14 protein-coding genes are annotated in these 19,347 nt (G+C 70.7%); 7 read left to right on the top strand and 7 right to left on the bottom strand.

Annotated features, from left to right (window positions below; genetic code table 11):
• Positions 1-7: 7 nt before the first annotated feature.
• The 3 genes from ACWDAG_RS20220 to ACWDAG_RS20210 are packed head-to-tail and all read right to left on the bottom strand — an operon-like array spanning position 8 to position 4,496.
• Positions 8-931: a hydroxymethylglutaryl-CoA lyase gene (locus ACWDAG_RS20220; RefSeq protein ID WP_450696958.1), complete on the bottom strand. Its 924-nt coding sequence runs from the start codon at positions 929-931 to the stop codon at positions 8-10.
• Positions 928-2,868: an acetyl/propionyl/methylcrotonyl-CoA carboxylase subunit alpha gene (locus ACWDAG_RS20215; RefSeq protein ID WP_450696957.1), complete on the bottom strand. Its 1,941-nt coding sequence runs from the start codon at positions 2,866-2,868 to the stop codon at positions 928-930. The genes ACWDAG_RS20220 and ACWDAG_RS20215 overlap by 4 nt, the downstream gene beginning before the upstream one ends.
• 11 nt (positions 2,869-2,879) lie before the next feature.
• Positions 2,880-4,496 (bottom strand): carboxyl transferase domain-containing protein, encoded by a 1,617-nt coding sequence (locus tag ACWDAG_RS20210; protein ID WP_450696956.1) that lies wholly within the window; start codon positions 4,494-4,496, stop codon positions 2,880-2,882.
• Positions 4,497-4,591: 95 nt separating this feature from the next.
• On the opposite strand from ACWDAG_RS20210, the gene ACWDAG_RS20205 reads away from it, so the two are divergent.
• The 3 genes from ACWDAG_RS20205 (at position 4,592) to ACWDAG_RS20195 (ending at position 7,365) form a co-directional block, all read left to right on the top strand.
• Positions 4,592-5,188 (top strand): SACE_7040 family transcriptional regulator, encoded by a 597-nt coding sequence (locus ACWDAG_RS20205; protein ID WP_266955508.1) that lies wholly within the window; start codon positions 4,592-4,594, stop codon positions 5,186-5,188.
• Positions 5,189-5,294: 106 nt separating this feature from the next.
• A complete protein-coding gene (locus ACWDAG_RS20200) occupies positions 5,295-6,452 on the top strand; it encodes an acyl-CoA dehydrogenase family protein (RefSeq protein ID WP_099929076.1) in 1,158 nt (385 codons plus the stop codon).
• A gap of 46 nt (positions 6,453-6,498) precedes the next feature.
• The gene (locus ACWDAG_RS20195) at positions 6,499-7,365 is read left to right on the top strand and encodes an acyl-CoA thioesterase (protein WP_450696955.1); all 867 of its coding nucleotides are present in this window, start codon (positions 6,499-6,501) and stop codon (positions 7,363-7,365) included.
• A 16-nt stretch (positions 7,366-7,381) separates the two neighbouring features.
• On the opposite strand, the gene ACWDAG_RS20190 is transcribed toward ACWDAG_RS20195, so the two are convergent.
• Both ACWDAG_RS20190 and ACWDAG_RS20185 read right to left on the bottom strand, forming a co-directional pair.
• Positions 7,382-8,170 (bottom strand): phosphatase, encoded by a 789-nt coding sequence (locus ACWDAG_RS20190; protein WP_450696954.1) that lies wholly within the window; start codon positions 8,168-8,170, stop codon positions 7,382-7,384.
• A 122-nt stretch (positions 8,171-8,292) separates the two neighbouring features.
• Positions 8,293-9,765, bottom strand: coding sequence for a PucR family transcriptional regulator ligand-binding domain-containing protein (locus ACWDAG_RS20185; RefSeq protein WP_450696953.1), 1,473 nt, complete (start codon positions 9,763-9,765; stop codon positions 8,293-8,295).
• Positions 9,766-9,887: 122 nt separating this feature from the next.
• On the opposite strand from ACWDAG_RS20185, the gene ACWDAG_RS20180 reads away from it, so the two are divergent.
• From ACWDAG_RS20180 to ACWDAG_RS20165, 4 genes are all read left to right on the top strand, one after another.
• Positions 9,888-11,348: a sodium:solute symporter gene (locus ACWDAG_RS20180; RefSeq protein WP_450696952.1), complete on the top strand. Its 1,461-nt coding sequence runs from the start codon at positions 9,888-9,890 to the stop codon at positions 11,346-11,348.
• 66 nt (positions 11,349-11,414) lie between these two features.
• Entirely contained in the window at positions 11,415-12,395 is a 981-nt protein-coding gene (gene speB / locus ACWDAG_RS20175; protein WP_450696951.1) for an agmatinase, read from the top strand.
• Positions 12,392-14,077, top strand: a complete 1,686-nt coding sequence (locus ACWDAG_RS20170) for a thiamine pyrophosphate-binding protein (RefSeq protein ID WP_450696950.1) — start codon at positions 12,392-12,394, stop codon at positions 14,075-14,077. The genes speB and ACWDAG_RS20170 overlap by 4 nt, the downstream gene beginning before the upstream one ends.
• 358 nt (positions 14,078-14,435) lie before the next feature.
• A complete protein-coding gene (locus ACWDAG_RS20165; protein ID WP_450696949.1) occupies positions 14,436-16,001 on the top strand; it encodes an alpha/beta hydrolase in 1,566 nt (521 codons plus the stop codon).
• Between the two features lie 95 nt (positions 16,002-16,096).
• Here ACWDAG_RS20165 and ACWDAG_RS20160 read toward each other — a convergent pair whose 3' ends face one another.
• Together ACWDAG_RS20160 and ACWDAG_RS20155 are read right to left on the bottom strand one after the other, a co-directional pair.
• A complete protein-coding gene (locus tag ACWDAG_RS20160; protein ID WP_450696948.1) occupies positions 16,097-16,900 on the bottom strand; it encodes an endonuclease I family protein in 804 nt (267 codons plus the stop codon).
• A 193-nt stretch (positions 16,901-17,093) separates the two neighbouring features.
• Positions 17,094-19,283: an ArnT family glycosyltransferase gene (locus ACWDAG_RS20155; RefSeq protein ID WP_450696947.1), complete on the bottom strand. Its 2,190-nt coding sequence runs from the start codon at positions 19,281-19,283 to the stop codon at positions 17,094-17,096.
• Between the last annotated feature and the right edge of the window lie 64 nt (positions 19,284-19,347).

Here is a 19,347-nt window from a genome sequence, read left to right as displayed (position 1 = left end):
GCTGTGATCACTGCTCCTGGTGGGAGAGGGCTCGGACGGTGCGGGACGGGCTGGGTCGGCCCAGTTGTTCGGCCATCCACACGCTGGTGGCGACGAGACGGCCGAGGTCGACTCCGGTGTCGATGCCGAGACCCTGAAGCATCCACACGAGGTCTTCGGTGGCGAGATTGCCGGTGGCGGACTTGGCGTACGGGCAGCCGCCGAGGCCGCCGGCGGAGGCGTCGACGGTGGTGACGCCGTGCTGGAGGGCGGCCAGGGTGTTGGCGAGGGCCTGGCCGTAGGTGTCGTGGAAGTGCACGCCCACCTTCTCGACGGGGACGTCCAGTTCGCTCAGCAGCGCCTGTACGTGACCCGGAGTCGCCACTCCGATCGTGTCGCCCAGGCTCAGCTCGTCGCAGCCCATGTCCAGCAGGGCCTTGCAGACGCGTACGACCTGGTGGAGCGGGACCGCGCCCTCCCAGGGGTCGCCGAAGCACATCGAGACATAGCCGCGCACATGCGCACCCTCGCCCTTGGCGTGCTTCACCACCGGGTCGAACACGGCCAGCGACTCGTCGACCGTGCGGTTGAGGTTGGCCTTCGCGAAGGACTCGGTGGCGCTGGCGAAGACGGCGACACGGCGGGCGCCGAGCGCGAGGGCCCGGTCGAGACCGCGCTGGTTGGGCACCAGCACCGGGAGAGCCACGGGCAGGTCGGAGACCATCGGGAACAGCTGTTCCGCGTCGGCGAGTTGGGGCACCCACTTCGGGTGCACGAAGCTCGTCGCCTCGATCGTCGTGAGCCCGGCGTCGGCCAGGCGGCGGACGAACGCCGCCTTCACCTCCGTCGGCACCGTCGACTTCTCGTTCTGCAGGCCGTCGCGGGCGCCGACCTCGTGGATCCGCACCCGGGTGGGCAGGTCCGAGGCAGGTACGACCATGGGCAGCGTCATTTCTCCTCCTCCGCCGAGTTCTCGACCGGCGTGATGACGGCGAGCACCTGGTCCATGGCGACCGTGCTGCCCGGAGTGACGTCCAGTTCGGCGACCGTGCCCGCGTGCGGGGCTGAGATGACGTGCTCCATCTTCATCGCCTCGACGACCAGCAGGCTCTGTCCGGCGCTCACCTCGTCACCGACGGCGACCTTCACCACCGTGACCGTGCCGGGCATGGGAGCGGTGAGCGAGTCGGCGCCCGCGTGCCGTGCGCCCGTGAGGGACGCGGCGACCGGGTCGTGGTCGCGCACATGCCAGGCGTCGCCGTCGCGGCCGATCCAGTCGGCGGCGCGGTGGAAGGTGTGGCGGACACCGTCGAGGGTGACGCAGACGGTGTCGTCGGTGAGGGTGTGGCTGCCGCGCGGCACATACTCCACGGGGTCCTGCACCCGCAGGTGGAACCCGACGGGCTTCGGCGTCCCGCCCAGCCGCCAGCCGCTCGGCACCGAGAACGGGTCGGTCCAGCCTTCCCCGCGAGGCTCCAGGGCTTCCAGCCGTACGGCCGCCGCCGCCTCGTACACCTCCTCCGGCACGTCCGCGGAGACGAGGCCGTCCACCTCCCGCTCCACAAGACCGGTGTCCAACTCGCCCGCGACGACCGCCGGATGGGCCAACAGCCGCCGCAGGAACCCGGCGTTGGTCTGCACGCCCAGCGTCACCGTCTCCGCGAGGGCGGCCCGCAGCTTGCGGATCGCCGTCTCCCGGTCCGGCCCGTACGCGATCACCTTGGACAGCATCGGGTCGTAGAGCGAACCGACCTCCGTGCCCTCGCTGAGCCCGGAGTCGGTGCGGATGCCGTCGCCCTGCGGTTCGCGCAGTCGCAGTACGGTGCCGCCGGAGGGGAGGAATCCGCGGGCAGGGTCCTCGGCACACACGCGTGCCTCGATCGCATGCCCGGTCAGCGTGATGTCGCCCTGCTTGTACGGCAGTTGCTCGCCCGCCGCCACCCGCAGCTGCCACTCCACCAGGTCGAGGCCGGTGACGAGCTCGGTGACCGGGTGCTCGACCTGGAGCCGGGTGTTCATTTCCATGAAGTAGTACGAGGACGGGTCCCCGCCCGGCACGATGAACTCCACCGTGCCCGCGCCGCGATACCCGCACGAACGGGCGGCCTGGACCGCCGCCTCGCCCATCGCGGCCCGGGTCTCCTCGTCGAGGAGCACGCTCGGCGCCTCCTCGATGATCTTCTGGTGCCGGCGCTGCAGCGAGCACTCGCGCTCGCCGAGGTGCACCACGTTCCCGTGGCCGTCCGCCAGGACCTGGATCTCGATGTGCCGGGGCCGGTCCACCCAGCGCTCCACGAGGAGCGTGTCGTCGCCGAAGGAGGCGCGGGCCTCGCGGCGGGCGGCGGCGATCTCGTCCGCCAGCCGCTTCGCGTCCCGCACCAGCCGCATGCCCTTGCCGCCACCGCCGGCCGACGGCTTCAGCAGCACCGGCATCCCGATCTCCCGGGCGGCGTCGGCGAGTCGGTCGTCGGAGAGTCCGCTGCCGCTGGACCCGGGCACGACCGGCACACCGGCCGCCTGCACCGTCTCCTTGGCGCGGATCTTGTCGCCCATGAGGGAGATGGCGTCCGCGGGCGGGCCGATGAACACCAGCCCTGCGTCGGCGCAAGCGCGCGCGAAGTCGGCGTTCTCCGCGAGGAAGCCGTAACCGGGGTGGACGGCCTGGGCGCCGGTGCGGGCGGCGGCCTCCAGCAGCCGCTGAACCGACAGATAGCTCTCGGCAGCGGGCGCCGGACCGATCCGTACCGCCGTGTCGGCCTCGCGGACGTGCCGTGCGTCGGCGTCGGCGTCGGAGAAGACGGCCACCGAGCGCACGCCCAGCGAGCGGAGCGTACGGATCACGCGGACGGCGATCTCGCCCCGGTTGGCCACAAGCACTGTGTCGAACATGGGTCCCCTCCTCACATCCGGAAGACGCCGAACTGGGGCTCACCCAGCGGCGCGTTGGCACAGGCGGTCAGCGCGAGACCCAGCACCTGGCGGGTCTCCAACGGGTCGATCACGCCGTCGTCCCAGAGCCGGGCGGTGGCGTAGTAGGCGTTGCCCTGGCGCTCGTACTGCTGTCGGATCGGCGCCTTGAACGCCTCCTCGTCCTCCGTCGGCCACTCCTCGCCCCGGGCCTCCAGCTGGTCCCGCTTGACGGTCGCGAGGACGGATGCGGCCTGCTCGCCGCCCATGACGGAGATCTTGGCCCCGGGCCACATCCACAGGAAGCGGGGGGAGTACGCCCGGCCGCACATCGAGTAGTTGCCCGCGCCGTACGAGCCGCCGACCACCACGGTCAGCTTCGGCACGCGCGTGCAGGCCACGGCGGTGACCATCTTGGCGCCGTGCTTGGCGATGCCGCCCGCCTCGTAGTCCTTGCCGACCATGAAGCCGGAGATGTTCTGCAGGAACACCAGCGGGATCCCGCGCTGGTCGCACAGCTCGATGAAGTGGGCACCCTTCTGGGCGGACTCGGAGAACAGAATGCCGTTGTTGGCGACGATCCCGACCGGATGGCCGTGGATCCGGGCGAAGCCGGTGACCAGGGTCTGCCCGAACTCCGCCTTGAACTCGGCGAAACGGGAGCCGTCGACCACGCGCGCGATGACCTCGCGGACGTCGTACGGGGTGCGGGGATCGACCGGCACCGCGCCGTACAGGCCGTACGGATCCACCTTGGGCTCCGCGGCCGTCGCGACCTCCCAGGGCAGCGGCCCGCGCGCGGGGAGCGTGGCGGCGATGTTCCGCACGATCCTGAGCGCGTGCGCGTCGTCCTCCGCCAGGTGGTCCGTCACGCCGGAGACCCGGGAGTGCACCTCGCCGCCGCCGAGCTCCTCGGCGGTCACCACTTCACCGGTGGCCGCCTTCACCAGGGGCGGGCCGCCCAGGAAGATCGTGCCCTGGTTGCGGACGATCACGGCCTCGTCGCTCATGGCCGGGACGTACGCCCCGCCGGCCGTGCACGACCCGAGGACCGCGGCGATCTGCGGAATCCCCGCCCCGGACATCCGGGCCTGGTTGTAGAAGATCCGCCCGAAGTGCTCACGGTCCGGGAAGACCTCGTCCTGCATGGGCAGGAAAGCGCCCCCGGAGTCGACCAGGTAGATGCACGGCAGGCGGTTCTCCAGGGCCACCTCCTGGGCGCGCAGGTGTTTCTTCACCGTCATCGGGTAGTACGTGCCGCCCTTGACGGTGGCGTCGTTGGCGACGACCACGCACTCGCGCCCACTGACCCGCCCGATGCCCGCGATGACCCCGGCGGCCGGTGCGGCCCCGTCGTACATCCCGTCGGCGGCCAGGGGAGCCAGCTCCAGGAACGGTGAGCCCGGGTCGAGCAGTGTGTCCACCCGGTCCCTCGGCAGCAGCTTCCCGCGCGCGGTGTGCCTGGCCCGCGCCTTCTCGCCGCCGCCGAGCCGCGCCGCGGCCAGCTTGCCGCGCAGCTCCTCGACGAGCGCGCGGTGCGCCGCCTCGTTGGCCCGCCAGGCCTCCGACGCGGGATCTGCCGCGCTCGTCAGCTCCGGTGCCTCGTGCATCCTGCGGTCCCCTCACCCAGTGGTCGACTGTTAATGAGCGTTAACCATTTCCTTTAGGTTAACGACCGCTAACCTCCCTGTCTAGAATTGCTTCCATGGCCACCAGAACCGACGCCCCCACCCGCCGCGAGCAGATCCTCAAGGAGGCCGCGCGGCTGTTCGCCGAGCGCGGTTTCCACGGGGTCGGAGTCGACGAGATAGGTGCCGCCGTCGGCATCAGCGGCCCCGGCCTCTACCGCCACTTCGCGGGCAAGGACGCGATGCTCGCCGAGCTGCTGGTGGGGATCAGCGGCCAGCTGCTGACCGGCGCCAAGCGGCGCCTGGCGGAGGCGGACGGGGGTCCCGCGGACGCGGTCCTCGACTCGCTCATCGAGGGGCACATCGACTTCGCGCTCGACGACCGCCCCCTGATCACCCTGCACGACCGCGAGCTGGACCGCCTCCGGGACAGCGACCGCAAGCTGGTGCGGCAGTTGCAGCGGCAGTACGTCGAGCTGTGGGTGGAGGTGCTGAGGGAGGTCTATCCGGGCATCGCGGAACCCGCCGCCCGCTCCGCCGTGCACTCGGTCTTCGGCCTCCTGAACTCGACCCCGCACCTGGGCCGCCCGGGTTCCCTCCCGGGCCGCGGGGCGACGGCGGAGCTGCTGCACCGGATGGCGCGGGGCGCCTTCGCGGCGGCCGGGGCGGAGTGACGAGCGTTACGGGATCGCCTCTGGACGCCTCTCCTTACCCGCCGGTACTTTGGTGTCTGAGCAAGCGCTTAGACACGGACTCAAAGACCAGGTGGAGGTGGCGGGAGTGCGCCGTACGGTGTTCAACGAGGACCACGAGGCGTTCCGGGAGACCCTCCGGGCCTTCATCGAGGCCGAGGTCGTCCCCGTCTACGACGAGTGGTTCGCCGCGGGCCAGGCGCCGCGCGACTTCTACTACAAGCTCGCCGAGCTCGGCATCTTCGGCATCCGCGTGGACGAGGAGTACGGCGGCGCCGGCATCGACTCGTACAAGTTCGAGGCCGTGATGTACGAGGAGACCGCCCGAGCCGGTGTCCAGTTCGGCGGCTCCGGCGTGCACGTGCTGCTCGGCCTGCCGTACATCAAGATGCTCGCCAGCGACGAGCAGAAGAAGCGCTTCCTGCCGAAGTTCGTCTCCGGCGAGGAGATGTGGGCCCTGGCGATGACTGAGCCGGGCACCGGCTCCGACCTCGCGGGCATGAAGACCACCGCCAAGCTGAGCGAGGACGGCACGCACTACGTCCTCAACGGCGCCAAGACCTTCATCACCGGCGGCGTCCACGCCGACCGCGTGATCGTCTGCGCCCGCACCTCCGCGCCCACCGCCGAGGACCGCCGCTTCGGCATCTCCCTGTTCGCCGTGGACACCAAGTCCGAGGGCTACTCCATCGGCCGCAAGCTCGACAAGCTCGGCCTGAAGACCTCCGACACCGCCGAGCTCGCCTTCGTCGACGTCAAGGTGCCCGTCGAGGACCTGCTCGGCGAGGAGAACAAGGGCTTCTACTACCTCGGCCACAACCTCGCCTCCGAGCGCTGGGGCATCGCCTTCGGTGCCTACGCGCAGGCCAAGGCCGCGGTCCGGTTCGCCAAGGAGTACGTCCAGGAGCGCACCGTCTTCGGCAAGCCCGTCGCGTCCTTCCAGAACACCAAGTTCGAGCTGGCCGCCTGCCAGGCCGAGGTGGACGCCGCCGAGGCCGTCGCCGACCGAGCCCTGGAGGCCCTCGACGCCGGTGAGCTGACGCCCGCCGAGGCCGCCAGCGCCAAGCTGTTCTGCACCGAGGTCGCGCACCGCGTGATCGACCGCTGCCTCCAGCTGCACGGCGGCTACGGCTTCATGAACGAGTACCCGATCGCCCGCCTGTACGCGGACAACCGCGTCAACCGCATCTACGGCGGCACCAGCGAGATCATGAAGTCGATCATCGCCAAGGACATGGGCCTGTAAGGCCCAGGAAACCCCGAGAAATCACTGGCGGGTACAACTGTCTGCCATGAGCCAGGCACTACAGGGTCTCCTCGATCTGCTCGACCTGGAGCAGATCGAGGAGAACATCTTCCGCGGCCAGTCCCGGTCCGCCGTCGTCCCCCGCGTCTTCGGCGGACAGGTCGCGGCCCAGGCGCTGGTCGCCGCGGGGCGCACGGTCCCCGCGGACCGGCACGCCCACTCCCTGCACGCGTACTTCCTGCGGCCGGGAGACCCGGGCGCGCCCATCGTGTACACGGTCGAACGCATCCGTGACGGCCGCTCCTTCACCACCCGCCGGGCGATCGCGGTCCAGCACGGCAGGCCGATCTTCGCACTGTCGGCGTCCTTCCAGGTCCACGAGGACGGCCTCGACCACCAGACCTCGATGCCGCCCGCGCCCGACCCGGCCACGCTGCCCACCTCCCAGGAGCGGCTGCGCGGCTACGACCACATCGCGCCCGAGGTCGTGGAGAAGTTCCTGGAGGCGCGCGAGGCCGTCGATCTGCGCTACGTCGAGGAGCCGCCGTACGGGAGGTTCGGCGAGCCGCGCGAGCCGCACTCCCAGGTGTGGTTCCGCACCAACGGCAAGCTCGACGACGACCCCCTGCTGCACGTCGTCCTCGCCACCTATGTCTCGGACATGACGCTCCTCGACTCGGTGCTGCTCGCGCACGGCCGGGGCGGCTGGGCCGTGGGCGACGTGGTCGGAGCCTCGCTCGACCACGCCATGTGGTTCCACCGGCCCTTCCGCGCCGACGAATGGCTGCTCTACGACCAGGAGTCACCGACAAGCCACGGCGGCCGGGGGCTCGGCCAGGCCAGGATCTACACGCAGGACGGGCAGCTGGCCATCTCGGTGATCCAGGAAGGGCTGGTGCGGGTCCCGCGGTGACGGGACCGGCGGACCGTCAGGACAGGCCCGCCTCCGCCAGCAGAAACGCCGTCATCGGGTCGTAGTGGCGCGGGCTCGGTACATGGTCGTCGAGGGGGACCGTCACCTGTACGGTGCCCTCGGCCTCGGCGAGGAAGAGTGCCGGGTCGTTGCAGTCGGCGTAGCCGACGGAGTCGACGCCGTGCTGGCCGGCGTAGCCCGCCCAGCCGTGGTCGGCGACCACCAGGTCCGGAAGTGGGCGGCCCTCCTCCTCAAGGGCGGTGAGGATGGCCTTCATCGGCTCGCCGGAGTGCGTGTGCCACAGGGTGGCGCCGTGCTCCAGGACCGCCACGTCCGCGAGCTGCCACACGTATCCCTCTTCGGTCTGCAGCCCCTCCGGGATCACCACGATCTCGCAGCCGGCTGCGCGCAGCGCGGCGGCCGTGGCGCGGTGCACGTCGAGCAGGCCGCCCGGGTGGCCGGTCGCGAACAGCACCCGCTGCCGCCCTTCGGCCGCCTTGCGCAGCCGGGCCGCCATCCGCTCCAGACCGCCCACCGTCAGCTCCGGGTCGATGGTGTCCTGGCCGTACCGGTACTCGGGATCGTCGTTCACGCCCACCCGCTCCGCCATCACCGCGAGCACATCCTGCTCGTCGGTCCACCGGTCGCCGAGTTCCAGGCCGAGCCAGAAGTTGCGGACGCCGTTCGCGAGCTGGCGGTAGTGGGAGAGGTTGTTCTCGCGCGGGGTGGCGACGTCGCCCGCGATGCGGGTCTTCACGAGGTGCTCGACGAGCTCGGCGCGGCTGGGTGTCCCGGGTATCGGCATGCAACCCATTGTGAGGCAGGCGACTGTGCGATTCCCTGGCGTCCGGCGCGCTGGGACGCGCGTCACGTACTCAGGGACATGGGCCTGAGTACCTATGGCCGCCGTACCTGTCGCCGTCGTATCTACTGCTGCCGCAGCGCGAACCACAACTCCATGCGTACGTCCGGGTCGTCCAGGTCCGTGTCGAGGAGCGCGGCGCAGCGGGCGATGCGCTGGCGGACCGTGTTGCGGTGGACGGACAGGGCGACGGCCGTACGGTCCCAACTGCCGTGCAGGGACAGCCAGGTGCGCAGGGTCTCGGTCAGCGCGGGGGTGCCCGCGATCGGGGCGAGGAGCGTACGGGCGTGGGCCGCGGCCTCGTCGGACGGCACCAGGTCGGCGAGTCCCGCCCGGTCGCCGTGCCGGACCAGAGGCGTGCGGGTGGCGCGGGCGCGGGCCAGCGCGCGGGCGGCCTGTGTGTCGGCGGACGGCCACCCGGACGGGGTCGAGGCGGCACTGACGCCCAGCGTCCAGCCCTGCTGTGCGGCCGGTTCGCGGTCGGCGGGCACCAGGACCCGTACGACGTCGTCCGCCAGGTCGACCAGCGGCGACCCGAGGGCCGCGCCCAGCGCCGACGCGGCCACCGGGTCGGGCGCCTGCGCATCCGGGCGCGCGTGCACCACCAGCCACGGGCCGGGACCGAGGAGAGCGGCGACGTCGGCCGGCGGCGTCCCCAGCAGCAGCCGTACCAGTGCGGACGACCGTGCCGCCCCGGTGCCGCTCTGGTGCTCGCCGGTGAGGAGGGAGAGCAGGACCGCGGCTACGGAGGCGATGGTGTGATCGCCGGGTTCCCGCTGCGGTGCCGCGACCCCGAGCGCGAAGCCCTGCCCGGCACCGAGGGCGTACGCGGCGAGGTGGGTGCCGGCGGCCGTGTCGGTGGCGGAGGTGGGCGTCCCTGGACCGGAGGGGCGTACGACCTGCGCGAGCTGGGCCAGGGCCTCCCGGACGCCGGCCTCCACCGGACGCCCCACGGAGGCGATCTCCGCCCCCTCCGGCCCGTACAGCACCGCCCGGCCGCCCACCCGCTGGGCCAGCTGCCGCAGCACCGACGCCACCGGGTCCGGGCGGGAGGCCGCCGCCGCGAGGCTCTGCTGGGCCTCCGTCACCCGGCGCAGTTCGGCGAGGCGGGCCTGGGCCATCAGCTGCCAGACGGCGCGGGCGATACCGGAGAACGTGGTCTGCTCAGGGACCTCGACGAGCGGCAGCTCGTGCGCTTCGCACGCCGCCACCAGGGCGCGCGGCACCGTGTCGTGCACGGGAGCCAGGCCGAAGCCGAGGGCCGCGCCGCCCGCCGCGACGATCCTCGACACGTAGTCGTCGAAGTAGGTGCCGGAGCCTGCGGCCTCCGGAACATGGACCCCGGCCGTCAGCAGCAGCTCCCCGCCCAGCAGATACGGGTACGGGTCGGCCATCTCCGAAGTGTGTGCCCAGTGGATGACGATGCCCGGGTCGGCGGGCCCGGCGATCTGCCGCAGGGCCAGGTCCTCGCGGGCCAGGAGTGCCGAGAGGGGCACAGGAGGCGTGGGTGGCGTGGCGGGAACGGCGGGATCCGGCACGGTGTGCGCTCCCTCCACCTCGTACGGCTCGAATGGATGAAACGTACACTTCGCAGTCGCTTTTCGGCCACCTAGTGTCAGTGCTCATCACCCGCCGGCGAGACCGAGCGAAGGAGGGCCCCGTGGCCATCGACTACACAGTGATCGTCGTCTATCTGGCCGGAATGCTGGCCATGGGCTGGTGGGGCATGCGCCGCGCCAGGTCCAAGAGCGAGTTCCTGGTCGCCGGGCGCCGCCTCGGCCCCGCGATGTACTCCGGCACCATGGCCGCGATCGTCCTCGGCGGCGCGTCCACCATCGGCGGCGTCGGCCTCGGCTACCGGTACGGCCTCTCCGGTGCCTGGATGGTCTTCACCATCGGCCTCGGGCTGCTCGCGCTGTCCGTCTTCTTCTCCGCCCGCATCGCCCGCCTGAAGGTCTACACCGTCTCCGAGATGCTGGACCTCCGGTACGGCGGCCGCGCGGGCGTCATCTCGGGCGTCGTCATGTGGGCGTACACCCTGATGCTCGCGGTGACCTCCACCATCGCCTACGCCACGATCTTCGATGTCCTCTTCGACATGAACCGCACCGTCGCGATCGTCCTCGGCGGCTCGATCGTCGTCGCGTACTCGACGCTCGGCGGCATGTGGTCGATCACGCTCACCGACATGGTGCAGTTCGTGGTGAAGACCATCGGCGTGCTGCTGCTCCTGCTGCCGATCGCGGTCGTCAAGGCGGGCGGCTTCTCCGAGATGAAGGCCAAGCTGCCGACGTCGTACTTCGACCCGCTGGGCATCGGCGGCGAGACGATCTTCACCTATGTCCTGATCTATACGTTCGGCATGCTCATCGGGCAGGACATCTGGCAGCGCGTCTTCACCGCCCGCAGCGACACGACGGCGAAGTGGGGCGGCACGGTCGCGGGCACCTACTGTCTCGCGTACGCCCTCGCGGGCGCCGTCATCGGTACGGCCGCCAAGGTGCTGTACCCGAAGCTGGGCAGCCCGGACGACGCCTTCGCGACCATCGTCAAGGACGAACTCCCGGTCGGTGTACGGGGGTTGGTGCTGGCCGCCGCCCTGGCCGCCGTGATGTCGACCTCGTCCGGCGCGCTGATCGCCTGTGCGACCGTGGCCAACAACGACATCTGGTCGCGGCTGCGGGGAGCCGTACGGAAGTCCGACGGCGAGCACGACGAGGTGAAGGGCAACCGTGCCTTCATCCTGATCATGGGCCTCGCCGTGATCGGCACGGCGATCGCGCTCAACAACGTCGTCGAGGCGCTGACGGTGGCGTACAACCTGCTGGTCGGCGGGCTCCTGGTGCCGATCCTCGGCGGGCTGCTGTGGAAGCGCGGCACCGTGCAGGGCGCCCTCGCCTCGGTGATCGTCGGCGGCCTCGCGGTCATCGGCCTGATGGCCGGCTACGGAATCCTCGCCAACGAGCCCGTCTACTACGGCCTTCTGTCGTCCCTCGTCGCATATGTGGCGGTCTCCCTGGGGACGAAGCCCACGGACGAGGTTGTCCTCTCCACCTGGCGCGAGCGCCTCGCGGGGCCGTCCTCCGAACTCGCGTCCGAACCGGTCCCGGCTCCCCAGTAGAGTCGTACAAGAAGCAGTACTTATCACTCCATACGCGACGAAGCGTAGGAAAGAAGGCATTACTCCATGAGCAGCAACGAGACGCCCCGCGGCCCCGTCGACTCCTCCCGTATCCCTCGGTACGCCGGACCCGCGACCTTCGCCCGGCTGCCCCGCCTCGACGAGGTCGGCCGTGCGGACGTCGCGGTCGTGGGCGTGCCGTTCGACTCGGGCGTCTCGTACCGGCCGGGCGCCCGCTTCGGCGGCAACGCGATCCGCGAGGCGTCCCGGCTGCTGCGGCCGTACAACCCGGCGCAGGACGCGTCCCCCTTCGCGCTGGCGCAGGTGGCGGACGGCGGGGACATCGCCGTGAACCCGTTCAACATCAACGAGGCCGTGGAGACCGTCGAGGCGGCGGCGGACGAACTGCTGGGCACGGGCGCACGCCTGATGACCCTGGGCGGCGACCACACCATCGCGCTCCCCCTCCTGCGCTCGGTGGCGAAGAAGCACGGCCCGGTCGCCCTGCTCCACTTCGACGCGCACCTCGACACCTGGGACACGTACTTCGGCGCCGAGTACACGCACGGAACGCCGTTCCGGCGGGCCGTGGAGGAGGGCATCCTCGACACGTCCGCGCTCTCGCACGTGGGCACGCGCGGCCCTCTCTACGGCAAGCAGGACCTCACCGACGACGAGAAGATGGGCTTCGGCATCGTCACGTCGGCGGACATCTACCGCCGGGGCGCCGACGAGGTCGCCGACCAGCTGCGGCAGCGCATCGGCGACCGCCCGCTGTACATCTCGATCGACATCGACTGCCTGGACCCGGCCCATGCACCGGGCACGGGGACGCCGGAGGCGGGCGGCATGACCTCCCGAGAGCTGCTGGAGATCCTGCGCGGCCTGGCGTCCTGCAACCTGGTCTCGGCGGACGTCGTCGAGGTGGCGCCCGCGTACGATCACGCGGAGATCACGTCGGTGGCCGCGTCCCACACGGCGTACGAACTGACCACGATCATGTCCCGCCAGATCGCCGAGGCCCGCGAGGAGAACGAGGGCAAATGACCCACGACCACGACCTGGAACTCCGCCCGACCCCGGCGCAGATTTCCGCCGCTCTGAACCCTCCTCCCGGACGCAACGGCGGAGACCTGGTCGTGGAGACGCTGGCCGGGCTGGGCGCGACGACGGTCTTCGGTCTGCCCGGCCAGCACGCGCTGGGCATGTTCGACGCGCTGCGCCGGTCCGACCTGCGGTACATCGGCCTGCGGGTGGAGAACAACGCGGGGTTCGCGGCGGACGCGTACGGCCGGATCACGGGCGAGGCGGCACCGCTGCTGCTGTCGACCGGGCCGGGTGCGCTGACGTCCCTGGCCGCGCTGCAGGAGGCGGCCGCGGCCTCGGCGCCCGTGCTGGCGATCAGCAGCCAGATCCCGACGGCGGGGCTGGGCGGCGGCAGGCACGGCTATCTGCATGAACTCCCGGACCAGGCGGCCTCGTTCCGGGGCGTGGTCAAGTCGGTCCACACGGTCCGCACCCAGTCCCAGATCCCGTCCGCGATCGCGGCGGCCTGGAAGTCGGCTCTGTCCGCCCCGCACGGACCGGTGTGGGTGGAGATCCCTCAGGACGTCCTGCTGGCGCCGACGCAGATCCCGGTGGTGACGGGCGGTGACGCGTTTCCGGAGGACCTGCCGCCGCGCCCCGAACTGACGGCCGTGGCCGCCGACCTGCTGTCCCGCGCCGCCCGCCCGGCGATCATCGCGGGCGGGGGAGTGGTACGGGCGGACGCCTCGGGCAAACTGCGGCAGCTGGCGGAGGCCTTGCAGGCGCCGGTGGTCACGACGCCGGGCGGCAAGGGAGCCTTCCCCTGGGAGCACCCCCTCTCCCTCCAGTCCTGGATCGAGGACCGCCACACGACGGACTTCCTTCAGGACGCGGACGTACTCCTGGTCGTCGGCTCGGGCCTGGGCGAACTCTCCTCCAACTACCACACGTTCAAGCCCCGCGGCCGGGTCGTCCAGATCGAGGCGGACCTCGGCAAGCTGGAGTCCAACCACCCGGCGCTGGGGATCCACGCGGATGCGCGACTGGCGTTGCAGGCGTTGCTGGAGACGGTGGAGGAGCGGGAGGACGCAGGCGCCGCCGAGCGCGTGCGTGAGGTGCTGGGCAAGGTGGCCGAACGCATCGCCTCCCAGGAACTCACCCTGGAACAGGACGTGTTGGCATCCGTCCGCCGGGCGCTGCCCGCCGACTCCCCGTCCTTCTGGGACATGACCATCCTCGCCTACTGGGCCTGGTCGGCCTTCGACGCCAAGGGCCCCAACCTCCTGCACTCCGCCCAGGGCGCCGGCGGCCTCGGCTACGGCTTCCCGGCGGCCCTGGGAGCGGCGGCGGCGGACCCGACGCGTCCGGTGCTGGCGGTGTCGGGGGACGGTGGTGCGCTGTACTCGATCGCTGAGCTGGCGACGGCGAAGCAGTACGACCTGAACGTCACCTGGCTGATCGTCGACGACGGCGGCTACGGCATCCTGCGCGAGTACATGACGGACACCTTCGGCGAGGCGACGGCGACGGAGCTGACCCGGCCGGACTATGTGGCGCTGGCGGAGTCGTTCGGGGTGCCGGGGGTGCGTACGTCGCCGGAGACCCTGGAGGCTGACCTGGCGAAGGCACTGGCGGCGCCGGGCCCGTCGGTGGTGGTGCTTCCGGCGGTGCTTCGGATGTTTGCGGCGACGCATCTGGGGTGAACTTGGCTGCGTGACCCGGACGGCAAGATCGTCAACCTGGTCGGGCGAGCCCACTGGGGGGCATTGCCACCGCAGCGCTCACTGAGTTGATCAAACTGGAGCACATCCGGCCACTGCATGCGCTCGTGCATCTGACGCTTGATGGAGGGTCAGGCGCGGTTCGTGATGGGCTCGGGGCTCGGTTGGGGCGGACGGTGTTCAGGGGGTTCGGGTTCTCCTCCGTACGTCTTTTTCTGTGTACGTCGTCAGTAGTAGCAAGACCGCCCTGCAGAGGGATTCGCCGATTGGCGTGGACACGAAATGGTCGTTCCTTCCTGGAAGTTGATCGAAAGGAACGTTCATCGTGCGGAGAGGACGCATGGCGCCCTTGATCGCTGTCGCGGTCACGGCAACGCTGGGCCCCGCGCTCGTACCGGCGCAGGCATCCGCGGCGGAACCATTGAAGAGATTCGAGGATCAGAGGCTCTCCTGGCACCGGTGTGACACCCAATCGCCGGCCGCGTTCCAGTGCGCGACGGTCAAGGTCCCGCTCGACTACAGCCGCCCCGACGGCAAGACGATCAAGCTGGAAGTGTCCCGGCTGAAGACCAGTGTCCCGGGCAAGCGGCACGGCGTGCTCCTCTTCAACCCCGGAGGTCCGGGCGGCGAGGGCCTGGACATGCCCGTCTACATGAAGGACGTGCTGCCCAAGAAGGTCCGGGAGCAGTACGACCTCATCGGGTTCGATCCGCGGGGCGTGGGCCGCAGCAGCCCGGTCACCTGTGGTCTCACGGGCTCGGAGCAGAACTTCGAACACGCCTACCACCCCGAGACGTTCAACCGCGACGTCAAGTGGGCCAAGGGCGTGGCCGACAAGTGCCGTGCCAGGAACGGCGACAAGCTGCCGTACATCACCACCCGCAACACCGCCCGCGACATGGACGTCATCCGCACCGTCCTGGGCGAGAAGAAGCTCTCCTACCTGGGCTACTCCTACGGGACCTACCTGGGCGGCGTCTACGCGCAGATGTTCCCCCGGCGGACCGACCGCTTCGTGCTGGACAGCGCGGTCGACCCCGCCCGGGCCTGGCGCGCCATGATCCAGATCTGGGCGGAGGGCACCGAACCGGCGTTCACCCGCTGGACGAAGTGGACCGCGCAGCACCACAGCACCTACAGACTCGGCACCACCCCGGCCAAGGTGAAGAAGACGTTCTGGGACCTGATAGCCCGGGCCGACCGCACTCCCATCGAGGACGGTGACCAGAAGATCACCGGGGACGACATCCGCGCCATGCTGCGCGCCGACTTCTTCACCCCCAAGTCCGCCGCCCAGGCGGTCGTCGACCTCAAGAAGGCCGCCGAAGGCCACGCGTCCGCCCGCCGCTCCCCCGCGCCGGACGACCGCCGCGAGCCCAGCCGGTCCGCGGCTGCCGCCGCACAGATCCCGGACGACAACGGCACCGCCGCCTTCTGGAGCGTGGTCTGCGGCGATACGGCGGCCTGGCCGCGCGACCCCGAGCAGTACCGGCGGGACGCGATCCAGAACAAGGCCGAATACCCCCTCTACGGCGACTTCGGCTCCAACATCATGCCCTGCGCGTTCTGGGGCAAGCCGAGCGAGCCCGTCACCACGGTGGACAACAAGGTCGGCCTGCTCACCGTCCAGAACCAGTGGGACTCCCAGACGCCCCTGGCCAGCGGCCTCGGCATGCACCGCGCCCTGAAGGGCTCACGCATGGTGTACGTCAAGGGAGGCGAGGGCCACGGCGTCTACTCCGACGACCCGCACGCCTGCGCCAACCGCGCCGTCAACGCCTACCTCAGCACCGGAAAGCTGCCGGCCGAGGACATCACCTGCACCCCGTCCGGCCGCCGGGGCTTCGGTGTGGCCCAGCCCCTCGTCCCGGCGCCGCAGCACACGCCGGGAGCGCCCCGCTTCTGACGCCCCGAGGCAATGAACGGTGCGATAAAACGGCGCCGCCTTCGCCCACTTGGGGCGAGGCGGCGCCTTTGCGCTGACAGCCGTGGCCCGACCGCCTACCAGATCGCGTCCACCCACTCCGGGTGGTCGATGAACGGGTTGCGGTTGTGCTGGTAGGTGTCGTAGATGACCTGGTTGCGCTTCTCCTCGAAGGCGCTCGGCGGGTCCTCGTCGTTCCACTGCTTGAGGACCGAGAGCTTGCCGATGTACGGGTTGCTGCCGTTGTTGACCTTCTCGTCGGGCTCCAGGTCGGGGAAGCCGTCGCCGCCGTCGTAGCGGACCGCCATGTAGAGGATCATGCGGGCCACGTCGCCCTTGTCCGCGTCGCGCGGCTCGAAGGAGTCGGAGTCGACCTTGCTGCCACCGCCTCCCGTGACCGTGCTGCCGCCGTTGTCGAAGTCCAGGTTGCCGCGTGTGGCGTTGACCTGGACGTCGGCGGGGCGCAGGTGGTGCAGGTCGGTGCCGGGGCCGGTCGAGGTGCCGAAGTCGCCGTGGGACTTGGCCCATACGTGCTCGCGGTTCCAGTCGCCCGTGTCGCCGCCGTTGAGGGACTTGGCGCGGGAGACACCGCTGTAGAGCAGGATGACGTTGTTGCTGTTGTTCGGGTCCTGGTCCGTGACCTTCAGCGCGTTCCAGACCGCGTCGTACGAGATCTTCGACTGGCTGCTGATGATCGTGTGCAGGGACGACTTCAGGCTCGCGCCCGTCTTGCCGATCGCGTTCTTGTAGTACGTCGAGTCGTAGTCGGTCGTCGTGGCGCCGGCCGGGGTCGCGGTCACGGCCGGGGCGGTGAGGCCGACCAGGACGGCTGCGGTGGCCCAGGCCATCGACTTCCAGCGGCGGGTGCGTGTCGCCAGCATGTGGGGATCCCATCTACGCGGGTTGAATGGAGGCGGCAGACGGGAGCGTGTCATGGACACGCTGTCAGGTAAAGAGAGTAAAGGTGTCCATCGGGTTACCTGGAACGGCAAAACGTGCTGTCTCTACGCGAGTTGATGCTGCGGAACGGCCCCCGGGGGTGGTCGAAGGCCGTTTCCGTGGGGCGGTCTCGGGTCAGCCGACGTCCGACGGGTCGAGACGGTAGAGCGACGACGAGCCCGACTGGGAAGAGGAGGGCGAGGCCTTCGTGTTCGAGTTCGACGTCGAACCCTTGCTGTACGAGCTCTCCTTCACCGCCGTTCCGTGCTTCTTCACCCAGTTCGACACCGCGGTGCTGAGGGTGTTGCCGCCGCCGGGTCCGCCGCCCATGCCGCCGCTGCCGATCTGGATGTAGTGCAGCTCGCCCTTCTTCACGAGTTCCTTGAGCTTGGCCACCGTCATCGCGTTGTCGGAGCCGGTGAAGCCCCACATGGAGATGACCGGTTGCCTGGCGCTGAGCTCGATCTGGGCGGCGCTCTGCGAGTTGGACACCGCGAGCAGCCACTTGGCGCCGTCCTGGTGTTTCTTCAGGTACGAGATGAGCTCGCTGTCCGCGCCGCCCATACCACCGCCGGGGCCGCCGTCCATGCCACGACCGCCCGACTCGCCGTTGCCGCCGGGGGCTTGGCCGCCGCCCTGTTGGATGCCGCCCGGCAGTTCGCCGTTCTGACCCTGCTGAGCACCGCCGGGGAAGCCGCCCGCGCCCTCGGCCCGGCCGCCGGCCTGGTTGCTACCGCCGCCCTGCCGGGTGCCGCCCGGCAGCTCACCGCCGTCCGGGAAGCCGCTGCGACCGCCGCCGGGTCCGCCGCCGAAACCGCTGCCCGTGGAGGGGCCGGCCGTCGGGTTGGTGCCGCCCATCATGCCGCCGGAGGAGCCGAAGGCCGGCGAGACCGCGTACGCCGTCGGGCCCGCGAGCGCCGCGAGCGCCGCCGCCGTCAGGGACACCGTCAGCAGCCTGGCGCTGGAGCGGAGCACCAGCATCCCGACGACGCCGGCCACGGTCAGGACGCCGATCGTGGGCCACAGCCAGGTGTTCCAGCCGGAGGCACGGCGGAGCAGGACGATCGCCCAGATAGCGGTGATGCCGAAGGCGAGCGGGAGATCCCACGCCCACCGCTTGTCGCGCCGGAAGGCGTCCAGCAGCATCGCGCCACCGCCGCCGCACAGCGCCGCGATGCCTGGGGCCAGGGCGGTCGTGTAGTACGGGTGCATGGTGCCCTGGGCAGTCGCGAAGATCACGTAGTGCAGCAGGGTCCAGCCGCCCCACAGGACCAGTGCCATCCGGCGGAGGTCGGTGCGCGGGGCGCGCCCGCACAGGACCAGGCCGCCGACCAGGGCGATCGCGGAGAAGGGCAGCAGCCAGGAGATCTGGCCGCCGAGGATGTCGTTGAACATCCGGCCGAGGCCCGCGGAGCCGGAGAAGCCGCCTCCGCCTCCGCCGCCTCCGCCGTTGCCCTCGCCGCCGAGGACGCGGCCGAGGCCGTCGTAGCCCATGATCAGGTCCCAGGCGGAGCCGTCCGTGGAGCCGCCGATGTAGGGCCGGTCGGAGGCTGGGACCAGGGAGACGGCGACGGCCCACCAGAAGCTGGAGACGGCCAGCACGACCGCGGCAAGAAGCAGGTTGACGACACGCTTCACCCACGGGGCCTTCGACGCGTAGAGGTAGAGCGCGAAGACGGCCGGCAGGGCGATCCAGCCCGCGAGCAGCTTGGTGTTGAAGGCGAGGCCGAAGCAGGCGGCGGAGCCGAGCAGCGGCAGCAGCCTCTCGTCACGGGTGGCGCGGAACGCGAGCGCCGCGCCCGCCACCATGAGGAACACCAGCAGGGTGTCCGGGTTGTTGTCGCGGTTGATGGCGACGGTGATCGGGGTGAGCGTCAGCACCAGCGCGGCGACGGTTGCCGCGCCGTGGCCCCACACCCGCTTCACGGAGGAGTGCAGGATCCAGATCGTGGCGAGGGCCACCACGATCATCGGCGCCATCATCTGCCAGGTGCCGAAGCCGAAGACGCGGCACGACAGGCCCATGACCATGGTGGCGAACGGCGGTTTGTCGACGGTCAGGAAGTTGCCCGGGTCCAGCGACCCGAAGAACCACGCCTTCCAGCTCTGGGTGCCCGCCCAGACGGCACCGCTGTAGAAGGTGTTCATGCTGGAGCCGGAGAGGTTCCAGGCATACAGGGCAGCCGCCAGGACCAGGATCGCGATCAGCGCGGGCAGTGACCAGCGGGGTGCCTTGTCCGGGGGTGCCGCGGATGGGGCCGGCGGCGGCCGGTCGACGGTCGCGGTCTCGGTGGTGTGGGGGATTGGATCGGTGGCAGATGTCACGAGCGCATCGTGCAAAGGGGGAGTGAGTGTGCGCTGTGGCGAACCTGGCTGACGGCTGTGAATC

It is taken from the genome of Streptomyces sp. NPDC001157 (genome assembly GCF_053598255.1).
This window is presented reverse-complemented; position numbering and strand designations above follow the sequence as displayed.